Genomic DNA, 16,469 nt, shown 5'->3' with positions numbered 1-16,469 from the left:
TCTTTCTCCATGGCCCACGCACCCACCTGGCTCACCTACGGCTTCCTCTACCTGGGCGCGGCCGTGCTCGCCGTGCCCATCGCGCGGGCGCTGGGGCTGGGGGCGATCATCGGCTACCTAGCCGCGGGCATCGCCATCGGCCCCTGGGGCCTGGGCCTGGTGAGCAACGTGCAGGACATCCTGCATTTCGCTGAGTTCGGCGTGGTGCTGATGCTGTTCCTCGTCGGCCTGGAGCTGCAGCCCAGCCGGCTGTGGAGCCTGCGGCGCCCGATCTTCGGGCTGGGCAGCGCGCAGGTGCTGGGGTGCGCGGCGCTGCTGTGGCTGGCGGCGTGGGCCTGCGGCCTGCCGTGGCGCGTGGGGCTGGTGGGCGCGCTGGGACTGGCGCTGTCGTCCACGGCCATCGCGCTGCAGTCGCTGGGCGAGCGCAACCTGATGCGCACCGATAGCGGGCAGAAGGCGTTCTCGATCCTGCTGTTCCAGGACGTGGCGGCCATTCCCATCCTGGCGCTGCTGCCGCTGCTGGGTGCGGCCGCCGCGGCCGAGGCCGCACCCCACGCCACGCCCGACCTGCTGCTGGAAGCGGCCAAGATCGTGGGCGTGGTGGGCGGCATCGTGCTGGGCGGGCGGCTGCTGCTGCGCCCGGTGCTGCGCTGGATCGCCAAGAGCAGGACGCCGGAGATCTTCACCGCCGCCTCGCTGCTGCTGGTGGTGGGCATCGCCTGGCTGATGGTCATCGTGGGCCTGTCGATGGCGCTGGGCGCCTTCCTCGCCGGCGTGCTGCTGGCCGACAGCGAATACCGGCGCGAGCTGGAGGCCGATATCGAGCCCTTCAAGGGCCTGCTGCTGGGGCTCTTCTTCATGGCCGTGGGCATGTCCATCGACTTCGGCGTGCTGATGCGCTCGCCCGGGTTGATGGCCCTGGTGCTGCTCGGCTTTCTGGTCATCAAGGGCGTGGTGATCTACGCGCTGGCGCGGGCGACCGGCACGCCGTACCAGGAGCGGCCCGTGATGACGCTGCTGCTGGCGCAGGGCGGCGAGTTCGCGTTCGTCGTGTTCCAGGCGGCATCGACGGCGGGCGCGCTACCGGCCGAAACCGCGTCGCTGCTGATCGGCGCCGTGGCGCTGTCGATGCTGCTGTCGCCGCTGCTGCTGGTGCTGCTGGACCGCGTGCTGCTGCGCCGCTATGCGCGGCTCAAGACCGATGTGCCGGCCGCGGCGGAGATCTCCGAGCCGCAGGAGGCGCCGGTCATCATCGCGGGCTTCGGGCGCTACGGGCAGATCGTCGCACGCACCATGCTGCTGCAAGCCGTGCCGACGACCGTGCTGGACCACAGCGTGGAGATGCTGGAGGTGGCCCACACCTTCGGCTACCGCGTGTTCTACGGCGACGCCACGCGGCTGGAGCTCCTGCGCATCGCAGGGGCCGCGCAGGCCCGCATCCTGGTCATCGCGGTGGACGACACGGGCCAGTCCGTCAAGATCGCCGCGTTGGCGCGCGCTCACTTTCCGCAGCTGAAAATCGTGGCCCGCGCCCGCAACATGAGCCATTGGAACGCGCTGCGCGATCTGGGCGTGGAGCACGTCGAACGCGAGCTGTTCGAGTCCAGCCTGAAGACCGCCCGCACGGTGCTGGAACTCATGGGCCTGCCGGCGCAAGAGGCCCAGCGCGTGGCGGACCGGTTCCGCCAACACAACATCGACCTGGCCAACCGCATGTACCCGCACCACAAGAACCAGGAGAAGTTCATCGCCGTGGCGCGACAAGGCCGCCAGCAACTGGTGGAACAGATGGCCAAGGAGCGGCAGGAAGCCGCATCCGCCGCGGCGGACGCAGGCCCCCCTGCGGACGCCGCAGGCCATGCCCCGCCCGCGCAGCGCACCGGCCTGCCGCCGGGCAGCGCCTGACTTTTTCGACCGGCTCCGCGGCCCGGGCCGCGGCCGCCGGCCATCCCCCAAGACCCGTTTGCGAAAGGACACCCGACCCCATGCGCCGTTTCGAACTGATCGAAGGAAACTCCAGCAAATTCTGGGAGATCGAGCCCTCCGGCTCCGACCTGAACATCCGGTGGGGCCGCATCGGCACGGCCGGCCAGAGCCAGACCAAATCGTTCGCCGACGCCGCGAAGGCCTCGGCGGCGCTGACCAAGCTGGTCACCGAGAAAACGAACAAGGGCTACAGCGAAGTCGGCGTGGCACCGGGCGCCGCCATCGGTGCCTCGCCGGCGCCCGCCAAGGCGCCCGCGCCCCAGGCCGCTTCCAGGCAGGCGGCCGCGGATGGTGCCGGGCGCTCCGCCACCGCCAGCGCTTCTGCACCGGCTCCCGCCCCGGCGGAAAGCCTGGATGCGCAGTGCGATCGCGTCTTCACCGCCTTCTGCACGCAATTGGCCGAGGGTGCGGTGAAGGTGGAAGACGTGTTCTCGGCCGCGGTGCTCAAGCGCCAGCACGGCGTGAGCGACCAGGGTGCCTCGATGGCGTTCGAGCGCCTGAAATCCGAAGGCCTGCTGACGGGCTGGGGCACGACCGCGCAGGTCGACAAGCGCGCGACCGCCCTCGCCCAGGCCCTGCTCGCCGAAGCGGCGGCTGGGGCCGAGACCACCCCGCCGGCCGCAGCGCCCACCGATGCCCGGGCCGGTGACGGCGGGCCCGGCGCGGTGCCGCCCTGGCTCGCGCAGGGCGACCCCGTGCGCCTGCCGTCCCAGATGGAGCGCGAGGCCTATGCCTCGCGCCGTTTCCCCCAGGAAGCGAAAGCCGCCGCACTGCCCCAGGCATGGCAGCGCGTGCGCAGCCACTGCGATTTCCACTTCAACCTGCCAGCCACCGATGCGCCCCTGCGCGATCCGCTGCAGCGGACCATCGACCGCCTCGGCCGGCACACGGCCGAGGCCGACGCAGAGGCCGATACCGTACTGCTCGCGCTGGCCCTGGCCAGTTCGGGCTACTACGGCGAGAACGAACCGGCCGCCGCCATCGTGGACTACCTCGTGGCGCAGTACGGACTGCCCGGGGCCGTCGACATCCTCATGGCATCGCAGCGCCTGGAGACGACCAACGATTACGACTCGACCACCAAGAAGCGCCGCGCGCACCTGTCCACCACCGTGACCCGCGCAATGAGCAACGGATGGCGCGGGCCGTTGGGCCAGGGCGAGGAAGCCTTCCGCCGCCATCTCGCGGCCGCGCCACAGGCCGAGTGGGAGGTCTGCGCTGACCGCATCGAGGCCGACCTGCCCTCCCTGCACCCGAGCCGGCAGCCGGCGATGGCGCTGCTGCTGCCCGACCGGCCGGCGGTTTCCGACGCGCTGGCGCACCGGCTCGCCGCCGAGAAGGAGGTGCCCGACACCCTGCACTGGCTGATGCTCACGGCCACCGACCCCGCCGCGATCGCGCTGGCCGCGAAGACGCGGCTGGGCTACTCCGAGGGCTTCTGGGGCAACCGGCGCATGGTGGCGACGGCCGTGCGCGAACGCGGCACCGGCGCGGTGGCGGTGCTGGAACGCGGGGCCGCCGAGGAGGCCGCCGGGGAAGCGCTGGCCACCCTCGGCACGCCCGAGGCCGTGCATGCGCTGGCCAAGGCCGCCAGCAGCTCCAAGGGCGCGCTGGCGCGCCTGTCCCTGGCAGCGGACCGCTGGCCGCTCGCGGCGATCGCGGCCCTCTCGCGGCTGGTGGCCGCGGACGGAAAGGACGCCGGCCTGCTCACGCCCATGCTCTCGCGCCTGCTGCGTGCGCACGGGCAGAGCGTGCCGCTGCTGCGCCCCTGGCTGGATGCCGCCGCGCAGGCGTCCGTGGACCGGCAGTTGGCCCTCCTTACCGGCCCGGCCGAGGTGGCCTCCCGCGAAGAATTGCCGGCCGTGCTCGCCGATCCGCCCTGGCTCGCGAAGACCGCGCGCAAGACCGCGGCGGCGCTGGCGCTGGAGCCGCTGCCGCTGGCCCCCGTCGAGGAATGGGCGCCGGGCGAACGCGAAGAGGCGCAGCGTCTCAACTCGTGGCATCTCAACCGCTTTGCGAAAGCGGCGCAGGACGTGCTGGAGATGGTGGATCTGCTGGGCTTCGACACGAACAGGAAAAAGCAGCTCGCCCCCCTGGCCGAGGACGCCGCGCGCGCCATCCGGGCGGGAGACGCCGACGCGCTCATCGCGGCATGGCGCGCCATGCTGGCCGAGCGCAAGCGCGAGCGCTACTACTGGTATTCCTTCGACTGCGTGGCTGCGGCCACGCTGCCTCCAGCGCTCGCCGTGCCGTTCTGGAATGCCGTGGCGGGCGAGGCCGAGGGCTACGGCGTGGGCCATGCGATCGCCAAGCTGGGCCTGCCCGCGCTGCCGGCGCTCACCGCCATGGTGCGCGCGAAGCCGGCCGAGAACCTGGCCTGGGCGATGCACTACGGTGCCGTGGAGATCGCCCCCACGGCGGCACGCGCGTTCGCCAAGCTCAAGACCGCGCGCGACACCGGCCGCGCCTGGCTGCTGAAATACCCCGAGCACGCGGCCTGCGCGCTCATCGCGCCGGCCCTGGGCAAAGCGGGCGAGGCGCGCGACTGCGCGGGCGCCGCCCTGCGGCTGCTGCATGCGCAGGGACACGGGGCCCTCCTGATGGAGGTGGCCGGCCGCTACGGTGACGACACGGTCCTGCAGACGCTGCGCACCGTGCTCGACGAAAGCCCGCTGGACCGCTTCCCGACCAAGCGCGCCAAATTGCCCGAGTTCTGGCAGCCGCGCGGCTGGCGCCGCCCGGTGCTGCAGGATGGCCCGGGCCGCGGCAAGGCGCTGCCCGACGAAGCGCTCGACGCGCTCGGCCAGATGCTGACCTTCCCCACGAGCGAGGAGGTGTATGCCGGCATCGCCGTGGCGCGCGAGGCCTGCACGCCCGATTCGCTGGCCGACTTCGCATGGGATGCGTTCGGCGCCTGGCTCGAAGCGGGCGGCCCTTCGAAGGACGGCTGGGCGCTGACCGCGCTGGGCCTGCTGGGCACCGACGACACCGCCCGCCGGCTCACGCCCTTCATCCGCGCCTGGCCCGGCGAGTCGGCCCATGCGCGCGCCGTCACGGGACTGGACGTGCTCGCGCAGATCGGCACCGACGTCGCGCTGATGCTGCTCAACGGCATCGCACAGAAGATCAAGTTCAAGGGCCTGCAGGACAAGGCCCGCGAGAAGATCGCCGCCATCGCCGAGGCGCGGGGCCTGAGCCCCGAGGAACTGGAGGACCGCCTCGCGCCCGACCTGGGCCTGGACGCGCAGGGCACGCTGCGGCTCGAATTCGGTCCGAGGGCGTTCAAGGTGGGCTTCGACGAGACGCTCAAACCCTATGTGCGCGAGGTCTCGGTGGACGGCAGCGACGGCGCGCGCCTGCCGGACCTGCCCAAGCCGAAGAAGACCGACGACCCCGACCTTTCGGCGCAGGCCGTGGAGCGCTTCAAGCTGCTCAAGAAAGACGCGCGCACCATCGCCAGCCAGCAGTTGCTGCGCCTGGAGGTGGCCATGTGCGCGCGCCGGCGCTGGACGCCGCAGGTGTTCCGCGCCTTCCTCGCCGGCCACCCGCTCGTGCGCCACATCGTGCAGCGCCTGGTCTGGGGCGTGTACGAGGTGCCAGATGGCGGCAGCTACGGCGGCCGGCTCGCTGCCTGCTTTCGCGTGGCGGAAGACGGCAGCACCACCACGGCCGAGGACGACCCGTTCGATATCCCCGAGGGCGCGCAGGTGCGCATCGGCGTTCCGCATGCGCTGGAACTGTCGCCCGAGGACGCCGCGGCCTTCGGCCAGATCTTCGCGGACTACGAGCTGCTGCAGCCGTTCCCGCAGATCGGCCGCGACACTTACACGCTGACCGAGGCGGAGAAGGCGGACATCAAGCTCTCGCGCTGGACCAAAGCCAAGGTGCCCACGGGCCGCGTGCTGGGCCTGGTCAACAAGGGCTGGCGCCGTGGGCAGGCGCAGGACGGCGGCGGCATCTGGTACTTCACCAAGCCGCTGGGGGCCGCCCACGTGATCGAGTTGCACCTGGACCCCGGCATCATCGTGGGCATGGTGGACGAATACCCCGAGCAGGAACTGGGTGAAGTGCAGGTGGGCAAGCCTTCCGCCTGGGGCGAGTTGCAGAATGCCGAGCCCATCGGCCTCCTGGACGCCATCTCCGCCAGCGAGTTGATCCGCGACCTGGAGGGACTGCGCGCCTGACGGCCATCGCATCGCCGCCCCTGCCTTTCCCATCCCCGACCGACCGACCGCACCATGGCCATCTCCCGCAAGACACCACCTCCCGGCGAAGCCGCAACCGCGGGAGTCCCGCTGCAGCGGCCGCCCTCCGAAATCCTCCATGCCGCGGAGTTGGAGCGCCTGCGCGCGCAGGACACGGACCCGCGCCCGCCCGGCTGGTCGCTGGGCCTGCGCGCCGCACGGGCCTTCATCCTGGGCGATGCGGCGCTGGGCATCGCCCCCAAGATCGTCGCGCCCGTGGCAAGCATCGAACGCATGCTGGTCACGCTGGCCACCGGCCGCGGGCTGATGCTCGTGGGCGAGCCCGGCACGGCCAAGTCGCTGCTGTCGGAGCTGCTCGCCGCGGCCGTCTCGGGCGTCTCCACGCTGACCATCCAGGGCGGCGCCTCGACCACCGAGGACCAGATCAAGTACGGCTGGAACTACGCCCTGCTCATCAACGAAGGCCCCAGCCCGCGCGCGCTCGTGCCCGCACCGCTCTACCAGGGCATGCAGCAGGGCCGCATCGTGCGGTTCGAGGAGATCACGCGCGCGCCGCTGGAGGTGCAGGACTGCCTGCTGGGCATGCTCTCCGACCGCGTGATGGCGGTGCCCGAGCTGGCGGGCGAACACGCCATGCTCTACGCCCGCGAGGGCTTCAACATCATCGCCACGGCCAACACGCGGGACCGCGGCGTGAACGAGATGAGCGCCGCGCTCAAGCGCCGCTTCGACTTCGAGACCGTCTTCCCGATCCTCGACTTCGACCGGGAGCTGTCGCTCGTGCAGGACGCCAGCGCGCGGCTGCTCGCGCAAAGCGGCATCCCGCACGCCGTGCCGGCGCCGGTGCTGGAGCTGCTCGTGTCCACCTTCCGAGACCTGCGCGGTGCACCGGCCGACGGCCAGCGCGGCGCGCCGCCCGATGCGGCCATGGACCGCCTGAGCGCCGTGATGTCCACCGCCGAGGCCGTGAACGTGGCCCACGCGGTGGGCGTGCGCGCCTGGTTCCTGGAGCGGCGCGAGGGCTCGCCCGCCGACCTGGTGGACTGCATCGCCGGCACCATCGTCAAGGACAACGCCGACGACCGCGCCAAGCTGCGCCGCTATTTCGAGCAAAAGGCCGCCAAGCGCACGGGCGGGCACTGGCGCGCGTACTACGAAGCGCGCCACCGGCTGCCGTGAAGGCCGGCACGGCGCCGCCCGCCGACCCCGTCATCCTCGGCGTGCGCCACCACAGCCCCGCCTGTGCGCGGCTGGTGGCGGCGCGCATCCGGGCGCTGCTGCCCGCCTTCGTGCTGATCGAGGGGCCCGCGGATTTCAACGACCGGCTGGACGAGCTCTACCTGCCGCACCGCCTGCCGGTGGCGATCTACAGCTACCTGGCGCGCGGCGGTACGCACCGCGGATCGTGGACGCCCTTCGCCGATCACTCGCCCGAATGGCAGGCGCTGCAGGCCGGGCGGGAAGCCGGCGCACAGGTGCGCTTCATCGACCTGCCCGCCTGGCACGACGCGTTCGCCCATCTCGAGAACCGCTACGCCGATGCGGCCGATGCCGAGCACCAGGCGCGGGCCGAGGCCTACGAGCGCGCGCTGGCGGACAAGCTCGCGGTGCAGGGCCGCGACGCGCTCTGGGACCACCTCTTCGAAGACGCAGGCCAGGAGGATGCGCAGGCCGGACGGGACGACGTCGATGGCCTGGCGCTGCGCCTGTCCACGTACTTCGGCCACCTGCGCGGTGAGGGGGAGACGGGCTCGCTCGGCAACCAGGCGCGCGAACAGATGATGGCGCGCTGGATCGCCTGGGCCATGGCGCAGGACCGCGGCGCCGTGCTGGTGGTGTGCGGCGGCTACCACGCACCCGCGCTCGCGCGGCTCTGGCGCGGGATGTCCCCCGGCGAGCCGGAGACGCCGCAGCCCGCGGAAGACCCCGAAGACACTATCAAAAATATAGCAAACCAACCAATTACCACTAAGGCATCGGCACGATTTGGATCTTACATCGTGCCCTACACCTTCCGGCGGCTCGATGCCTTCGCGGGCTATGCGTCGGGCATGCCGTCGCCGCAGTACTACCAGTGGCTCTGGGAGCACGGGGCCGAGGGCGCGGCCCGCGAGTTGCTGCGCGGCGTGGTGCAGCGCCTGCGCGAGCGCCAGCTGAGCGCCTCCACCGCCGACCTGATGGCCGTGCATGCGCGCGCGCTGGGGCTGGCGCGGCTGCGGGGGCACCGCCAGCCGCTGCGCTCGGACTGGCTCGACGCCCTGGCGGGCGCCTTGGTGAAAGAGGCGCTCGACGCCCCCCTGCCCTGGACCTACCGCGGCCCGCTGCGTGCCGGCACCGCCCCGGTGCTGGTGCAGGCGATGGACGTGCTGGCCGGCGACACGGCGGGCCGCCTCGCACCGGGCACGCCGCAGCCGCCGCTGGTCGCGGCCGTGCGGGCCGAGCTGGCCGCGCAGGGCCTGCCGCTGCGTGGCACCGTCACGCTCGACCTGCTGCAGGAAGGCGACCGCGCCCGCAGCCGCGTGCTGCACCGGCTGGCGTTGCTGCAGTTGCCGGGCGTGGTGCGCACGCGCGGCCCGGCGATGGCGCTGTCGGGCGAACGCGGCGAGGCCTGGAGCCTCAGCGAACCGCTGGAGCAGCAGGCCGCGCTCATCGAGGCGGGCGCCTGGGGCGCCACGCTGGAAGACGCCGCGCGGGCGCGCCTGGAAGACCGCCTGCGCCAGGCACGCGGGCGCATCGCGCCGCTGGCCGAAGGCCTGAACAGCGCGGCCTGGGCCGGCCTTGCGGACCTGAGCGACGGGCTGCTGCGGGACATCGGCGACGCCATCGCGCAGGAGCCGCGTTTCGAGGCGCTGGCCCCCGCGCTGGGGCTGCTGCACACGCTGCTGCGCCACGGCCAGATGCTCGGCATGGCCGGCGCACCCGTGCTGCGCGTCTCAGTGGAGGCCGGCTTCGACCGCGCGCTCTGGCTGCTTGAAGCCCCCGCCGCGGTGGCCACCGCCGACACCGAAGACCATCTGCACGGCCACCGCGCGCTGCAGCGCATCGTCGCCGACACACTGGCCGACCTGGAAGACGGCACGCCCCATCCGCTCGCGCTGGAACCCGCGCGCGCCCTCGCGGTATGGCAGCGCAAGGCGGCCGACCCGCAAGCCGCACCGGTCAGCCGCGGCGCGGCGCTGGGCGCGGTGCTGGCGCTGTCGGGCCGCCTGGGTGGTGGCGCGCAGGGCGACGTTGCCGCCACCCCCGAGGCCGGCGTGCAGGAAGCCATGGACCTGCTCGCCGCAATGACCGCCGCCACGCTGGGCGACGCCCTCGCCGGCCTTTTGGCGCTGGCGCGCGAGGCGCTCGCCACCGAACCCGCCTTCGCCGCCGGCATGGACCGCCGCATCCGGGCGCTGGACGACGAAGACTTCGTGCAGGCCCTGCCGGCGCTGCGGGCCGCCTTCGCCTGGCTGCCGCCGCGCGAGCGGGGCCAACTCGCCGGGCAGGTGCTGTCGCTGCACGGCGCGCAGCACCTGCCGCGCCGCACCCTCACGGCCGCCACCCCGGGCGCCCTGCCCCCCGAAGCACTGGCCCGCGCGCGCGCCGGCGAAGCTGCGGCCGCGGCGCGCCTGGCCGCGTGGGGCATCGACGCCGGCACCGGAGCCCCTGCATGACACCGCTGACCATCCCCGACCCCCTTCAGCGCTGGCGCCTGTTGCTCGGCGAGCCGGCGGAACCCGCGTGCGGCGCGCTCGGCGATGCCGCGCAGGCGGCCGATGCGGCGCTCGAATGGCTCTACGGCCGCGACAGCGATCGCGCCGAGCGCGGCGAGCGCAGCGCGGGCCTGGGGCCCTCGGCGCTCAGCACGCCGGACTGGATCAACACCATCCACACGCTCTTTCCCAAGGAAGTGATCGAGCGGCTGGAACGCGATGCGGTGGAGCGCTACGGCATCGACGAAGTGGTGACCAACCTGGAGGTGCTGGAACGCATCGAGCCGTCCGAATCGCTGCTGCGCGCGGTGCTGCACACCAAGCACCTCATGAATCCGCAGGTGCTGGCCGCCGCCCGCCGGCTCGTGGCCGAGGTGGTGCGGCGCATCATGGAAAAGCTCGCCACCGAAGTGCGCCAGGCGTTCAGCGGCAGCCGCGACCGGCGCCGCCTTTCGCGCATGAAAGTGGCGCGCAACTTCGACTTCCGGCGCACCCTGCAGGCCAACCTGCGGCGCTGGGACGCGGCGCGCGGCAAGCTCTACGTGGAGCGGCCCATTTTCATCAGCCGCACGCGGCGGCATGCCGAGCCGTGGGACATCGTGCTGCTCATCGACCAGAGCGGGTCGATGGTGGACTCCGTCATCCACAGCGCGGTGATGGCCGCCTGCCTTTGGCAGCTGCCGGGCATGCGCACGCGGCTGGTGGCCTTCGACACCCAGGTGGTGGACCTCACGGCCGATGTGTCCGATCCGGTGGAGCTGCTCATGAAAGTGCAGCTGGGCGGCGGCACCGACATCGCCCGGGCCGTGGCCTATGCGCAATCGCTCGTCGCCAACCCGGCCCGCACCATCGTCGTGCTCGTCAGCGATTTCTACGAGGGCGGCGACCCTGGAGAACTCGTGCGCCGCGTGAAGGCGCTGACCGGCGCGGGCACGAAGGTGCTGGGCCTGGCCGCGCTCGACGCGCAGGCCGAGCCCGCCTACGACCGCGAGATGGCCGCGCGCCTCGTGAAGGAAGGCGCGCAGGTCGGCGCCATGACCCCGGGCGAGCTCGCGGGCTGGCTGGCCGAAAAGGTGCAGGCATGAACGCACCGCTGCGGGCCGACCTGCTCGAACTCACCCCGGAGGCGCTGACGGCGCTGGCCAACGCGGGCTTCGTCAAGCGCGCGCAGAAGGACGTGGCGGCCCAGGTGCTACCGCGGCTGGAGACCGAACCCGACGGCACCGTGCGCGCGGAATTCGACGACGGCGCGCGCACGCGCCTGCCGCCGGGCCGCACGCTGCGCGATGCCGCATGCACCTGCGCCGCGAGCGGCATGTGCCGCCACCGCGTGATGCTGGTGCTGGCCTATCAACAATTGAACAGTGCGGCGAGCACCCCTGCGATCGATGCGTCCGCGCCCGCAGCGCCGCCCGCGGAATCGGGGGGCGCCTGGAGCCCCGCGCATTTCGACGACGCGGCGGTGTCGGCCAGCGTGGCGCCCTCGGTGCTGGAGCAGGCCGCGCGGCTGGCGGCCTCGCGCCCTGTGGTGGCGGTGCAGCCGTGGCAGGGCAACACCTCGCCGCCCACGGCCCGGTTGCCGATGTGCACCGTGCGGTTCTTCTCGCGCAGCTCGCTCGTGCATGCGCGCTGCGACTGCCAGCAGGGCAGCGGCTGCGCGCATGTCGTGGTGGCGCTGTGGGCGTTCCGCGCCGCGGGCGATCTGCCCGCGGGCGGCGACGAAACCATGGTGGAAGTGCCGCCGCGCGCGGGCACCGGGCAAGCCGGTGCCGGCACCGATGGCGGCACCGGCACCGCGGCGTCACCCGCGCAGCTGCAGTCCCCCGAGGCGCTGCGCCTGCGCGAGGCGCTCGATGCGGTGCTGCTGTCTTTGTGGCTCGACGGATCGGCCCAGCCCACGATGGCCCTGGCAGCGCGCTTCGAAGCGCTGCGCGCGCAGGCGCAGGCCCTGGGCTGGCGCTGGGTGGACGACGGCATCGCGGAGTTGTGGCTGCTGCTGCAATCGCTGCAGGCCCGCAGCAGCCGGCACGACCCGCTGCGCCTGCTGGCCGTGGCGGCCGAGCTGTGGGCGCGCCCGCGTGCCGCGGTTCACGCCGAGGCCGCGGCCGAGGACAGGACGGGGGCCGCACGCCCCGCGCTGCATGCCAGCCAGATCCTGGGCGCGGGCGTAAAGGGCGAGGTCGCGCTGGACCACATCAAGCTCGTCTCGCTGGGCGCCGCGCTCTGGTCCGATGCAGCGGCCGAAGGCGCCAACGTGCTCTTCGCCGATCCGGACACGCAGACCGTGACGGTGCTGGAACGCCAATGGCCGCGCGGCGAAGGCGCCAGTGGACCCGCGCAGGCCCTCGCCGGACGGCGCGTGGCGGGGTTTCCACTGCGGCAGATCGCGACGGGACAGGTCATCACCAAGACCGCCACGCGCCGCGCCAACGGCCTCATCGACATCACCGCCGGGGCACGCCAGACCGGCGTGATGCCGCTCTCGCCTGCGGCCTGGGACGAGTTGGCCCCGCCCTTGCGCCAAGCCAGCGTGCAAGCGCTGCGCGAGCGCCTGCGCGCCGCGCTTCCCGATTTCGTGCAGCCGCGCCAGGCCGCCACAGGCGCGGCCAGCGGGGCATCGGGCGCGCTGCATGTGGTGGCGCTCGAAGGCGGCATGCAGGTGCAGGACTGCGAGTGGGATGCCGCCGAGCAGGTGCTGCATGCGCGCATCGTGGACGCGCAGCACGAGGACGCCGGGCCTGCACTGCACCTTGCGCTGCCGCACCGTGCGGCAGCGCCGGGCGCCGTGGACGCGCTGGCCCGCGCGCTGGCGGGCGAATGGGGGCCGCTGCGCGCGGTGGCCGGGCCGGTGGCGCTGCGCGGCGGCGAGGCGGTCATGCAGCCGCTGGCCCTTCTCACCCACCAGCGCGCCGTGGTGCCGCAGATCGAGCCGCCAGCCGCCCAGCCGCTGGCACTGCGCACCTGCGCCGATGCGCCCACACCCGTGCAGGCCCTGCTCGACGAAACCCTGCAATCGCTGGCCCAGTGGCTGCGCCAGGGCCTGCGCCACCAGCCAGGCGGGCTGGACGCGCGCGCGCAGTCTCAGGCCCGGCAGCTGCGGCAAGGCGGCCTGGACCGCGGTGCCGCGCTGCTCGAAAGCCTGGGCGGGCACCTGCGGTCGGCCGACCGCGGACCGCTGCTGGCAGCGCTCTCCACGCTGGCACTGCTGTTGCAGGCACAAGGCGGCTGAGGCGGCCGCAAGACCGCGCGGGCAGGCCCTGTCAGCAGGTGCAGGCGCGTCAGGCGCACGCACGCCGCATGCCGGCTGAAAACCTGCCGATAGCCCGCCGATAGCCGGCGCCTCTGCCCGACTCGCCCGTTTTCACATCAATTTGAATGATAATTATTCCCAATCAAATGGATCCGTTTCTTTTCCATCGCCTGGTCCGGCGGCCTTCCGGCTGGCCGGCGGCCTCTTTCTCGCCCCTCCTCTCCCGCATTTCCATGGTCCACACCCGTTCCGACGCGGCGCACTCGCCTGCCCACGCCACCGCTTTCCTGCGCCCTTTCCTGAGCCCTTCGCTGGCCCGCTCCCCCGCACGCACCCTGTGCCGCTGCGCACTCACGCCGCTGGCGCTGTGTCTGTCGCAGGCCGCCATGGCCCAGGCCAGCGCGGACGCGACGCCGCAACTGCAGGAAGTGCGCATCAACGCCAGCACGGAAAAGGACGTGGGTTTCGCCCCGGTGGAAGCCCAGACGGCCGGCAAGGCACCCATGCGCCGGCTGGAAACTCCGCAGTCGGTGAGCGTGGTCACGCGCGAGCAGATGGAGTCGCGCCAGATCGCCAACCTGCAGCAGGCGCTGCAGACCGTTGCCGGCGTGAGCCCGGTCAACTTCGGGCGGCGCGGCTTCGACGACATCAACATCCGGGGCTTTCGCTCCACCGAATCCATCCTCATTGACGGCCTGGTGCAAAGCCCCGGCATGTGGACGCGCCTCACGCCCTACGGCTACGAGCGCTTCGAGGTGCTCAAGGGCGCGGCCTCCGTGCTGTACGGGCAGGTGCAGCCCGGCGGCATCGTCAACGCCATCAGCAAGCGGCCCAAGCGCGATGCTTTGAGCGAAGTGGGCGTGGAGGTGGGCAGCTTCGGCCAGCGCACCTTGCAGGCCGACATCAACCGCCCGCTGAACGAGTCGGGCAAGGCGGCGTTCCGCATCAACGCCCAGGTCTCGAACAGCGACGATCCGACCGACTTCATCTACCGGCGCGACCGCTGGATCGCGCCTTCGCTGTCGCTGGACCTGGGCGCGCAGACCGATCTGGTGCTGTTCGCCACCTACAGCCAGAGCAACTGGATGCGCCAGCAGGGCATCACGCCCTACGGCACGGTGCTGCCCAACCGCAACGGCCCCGTGCGGACCACGCTGTACACGGGCGATCCGAGCTTCGGCGGCTACGACATCGAAAGCACCTCGGTCGGCTACGCGCTGGAGCACCGCTTCTCGCCGCAGATGACGCTGCGCCAGAACGTGCGCTACGAATCGGAGAAGGGCAACGGCAACTTCGTCTCCAACCTGGCGCTGCAGTCCAACCAGCGCCTGCAGAACCGCCAGGCCACGCGCCAGTACCTGGACGACGACATGCTGGCCACCGACACCTCGCTGCTGTCGCAGTTTGCCGCCCTGGGCGTGCAGCACCGCCTGGTGACCGGGCTGGACGCACGCACCAGCCACAGCTGGCAAGGCCAGCGGCGCTGCACCATCGGCGCGCTCGACCTGTTCAATCCGGTGTACGGCGCGGCCACCACCTGCCCGGCCGCCTACACCAGCAACGCGCCTGAAAAGCTCAGCGTGATGGGCCTGTACGCGCAGGACCAGATCAAGTTCAACCCGCAATGGACGGCCCTGGTCGGGCTGCGCCGCGACTGGTCGGACAACCAGATCGACGACCGCCTGGCCAACCGGCAGACGCGCCAGAAGGATTCCGCCACCACCCTGTCGGCCGGGCTGGTGTACGAGTTCACGCCCGGATGGGCCGCCTACACCAGCTATGGCGAATCGTTCCTGCCCGTGTCGGGAACCAGCTTCGGCGGCTCGCCCTTCGCGCCGGAGACCGGCAAGCAATGGGAAGCGGGCCTGAAGTACGAGGCACCCGGCGGCGGGCTCACCGGGGCGCTGGCGCTCTTCGACCTCAAGCGCCGCAACGTCACCACGGCCGACCCGGCCAACACCGGCTTCAGCGTGCAGACCGGCGAGCAGCGCGCGCGCGGGCTGGAGCTGGAAGTGGGCGCCGAACTGCTGCGCAGCCTGAAGCTGACGGGCGCCTACACCTATACCGACACGAAGGTCACGCGCGACAACAACGCCGCCATCGTGGGCCTGCCGCTGAACCTCACGCCGCGCCACACGCTGGCCCTGTGGGCCACCTACAAGCTGCCGCAGATGCAGCAGATCACCCTGGGCGCCGGCGCCCGTTACGTGAGCGAGCAGGTCGGCTCGTACCCCTTCACCCTGCCCGCCTACACCGTGGCGGACCTGTCGATCGGCTATGCCGGCTCCAACTACCGCATCACCGCAGGCGTGAAGAACGTGTTCGACAAGGCCTACTACGACGGCGCGATCAACGCCAACGTGGTGTCGCCCGCCCTGCCGCGCAGCTTCAGCGTGGGCCTGACGTACTTCTTTTGAAGACCTGGAGACCGGCGGAAGGGCGTTGTTGCCCGCCGCCCTCATGGGAACTGGCCGCCGCCCGCGCCGTGCCCAGCCCCTGCCCCTCGAACCGCCGGCTCGCGCTCCATTCGTGGGCCGGCATCGCTATGGGCCAATCGTTGCTTGTCTCCATTTATTCATAGATATTTATTTTTTTGCATTAATCGGCTATCTATGCATTTTTTTGACTATCTTTCCTTGATTCCCGGCCAAGCCATTGATTCATAGGTTTCTATTTTTATGCATTTTCACTAACATCTATGAATGCCGAGACAGAACACCCCTCCTGCAGACTATCCCCGGGCCGTACTGCAGCAGATCGAGCAATTGGCGCAGAACATCGTCATCGCCCGCAAGCGCCGCAGGGAAACGCAGGCGCAGTGGGCCCAGCGGCTGGGTGTGTCGCAGCCGACCATGGCCCGCATCGAGCGGGGCGATCCCTCCGTGGCGATGGCGTCTTATGTCATGTGCCTGTGGCTCATCAACCAGGCGCAGGGGCTGGCCGACCTGATTGCCCCGCAGAACGATCTCGCCTCGCTGGAGCGCGAAGTGGCAAGAGCACGCCCCAAACCCCGGTCTCCGGCCAAGCAAGAAGACAGGGGCAGGAAAGCGGCGGCCCAAGGCCGTGCAAAGCGCCCCCCCTCCACCTTGAAGGCAGGCGCTGCGCCCGACAGCGGGGCTCCCCATTCGCCCCCCCGGGTGGCGAACCGGCCATCCGCATCGTCCAGAGAAGCCTTGCGCGGCGTTCCTGTGCCGGACAGGAAAGTGGTGACCCGTCCTGGAATAGGTTGACACCTATGCGGGACTGAACCCTAGCCGTAATTGGCTTGCAAGAGACGCCCGGTGCACCGCATCGGGCGTTTTGTATTCTAGGGACAGGTGGGGCCGCTGCTCG

The 16,469-nt window shown here is 71.6% G+C and carries 8 protein-coding genes; all 8 read left to right on the top strand.

The window, feature by feature from the left end; genetic code table 11:
• Positions 1-9: 9 nt before the first annotated feature.
• The 8 genes from kefC (at position 10) to AVMA1855_RS21020 (ending at position 16,366) form a co-directional block, all read left to right on the top strand.
• The gene (kefC, locus tag AVMA1855_RS21055; protein WP_284427207.1) at positions 10-1,905 is read left to right on the top strand and encodes a glutathione-regulated potassium-efflux system protein KefC; all 1,896 of its coding nucleotides are present in this window, start codon (positions 10-12) and stop codon (positions 1,903-1,905) included.
• Between the two features lie 80 nt (positions 1,906-1,985).
• Positions 1,986-6,170: a WGR and DUF4132 domain-containing protein gene (locus AVMA1855_RS21050; protein ID WP_284427206.1), complete on the top strand. Its 4,185-nt coding sequence runs from the start codon at positions 1,986-1,988 to the stop codon at positions 6,168-6,170.
• Positions 6,171-6,224: 54 nt separating this feature from the next.
• Complete coding sequence (locus tag AVMA1855_RS21045) at positions 6,225-7,370, top strand: ATP-binding protein (protein ID WP_284393350.1); 1,146 nt, start codon at positions 6,225-6,227, stop codon at positions 7,368-7,370.
• Entirely contained in the window at positions 7,367-9,847 is a 2,481-nt protein-coding gene (locus AVMA1855_RS21040) for a DUF5682 family protein (protein WP_284427205.1), read from the top strand. Before AVMA1855_RS21045 ends, AVMA1855_RS21040 begins: the two co-directional genes overlap by 4 nt.
• The gene (locus AVMA1855_RS21035) at positions 9,844-10,971 is read left to right on the top strand and encodes a vWA domain-containing protein (protein WP_284427204.1); all 1,128 of its coding nucleotides are present in this window, start codon (positions 9,844-9,846) and stop codon (positions 10,969-10,971) included. Before AVMA1855_RS21040 ends, AVMA1855_RS21035 begins: the two co-directional genes overlap by 4 nt.
• Positions 10,968-13,115 carry a YehQ family protein gene (locus tag AVMA1855_RS21030; protein WP_284427203.1) on the top strand — a complete coding sequence of 716 codons (2,148 nt, stop codon included), beginning with the start codon at positions 10,968-10,970 and terminating at the stop codon, positions 13,113-13,115. Before AVMA1855_RS21035 ends, AVMA1855_RS21030 begins: the two co-directional genes overlap by 4 nt.
• 254 nt (positions 13,116-13,369) lie before the next feature.
• Positions 13,370-15,553, top strand: a complete 2,184-nt coding sequence (locus tag AVMA1855_RS21025; protein WP_502870358.1) for a TonB-dependent siderophore receptor — start codon at positions 13,370-13,372, stop codon at positions 15,551-15,553.
• A gap of 285 nt (positions 15,554-15,838) precedes the next feature.
• Complete coding sequence (locus AVMA1855_RS21020) at positions 15,839-16,366, top strand: helix-turn-helix transcriptional regulator (protein WP_284427202.1); 528 nt, start codon at positions 15,839-15,841, stop codon at positions 16,364-16,366.
• The last annotated feature ends 103 nt before the right edge of the window (positions 16,367-16,469 follow it).

Source organism: Acidovorax sp. SUPP1855 (genome assembly GCF_030158955.1).
Classification (GTDB): domain Bacteria; phylum Pseudomonadota; class Gammaproteobacteria; order Burkholderiales; family Burkholderiaceae_C; genus Paracidovorax.
This window is presented reverse-complemented; position numbering and strand designations above follow the sequence as displayed.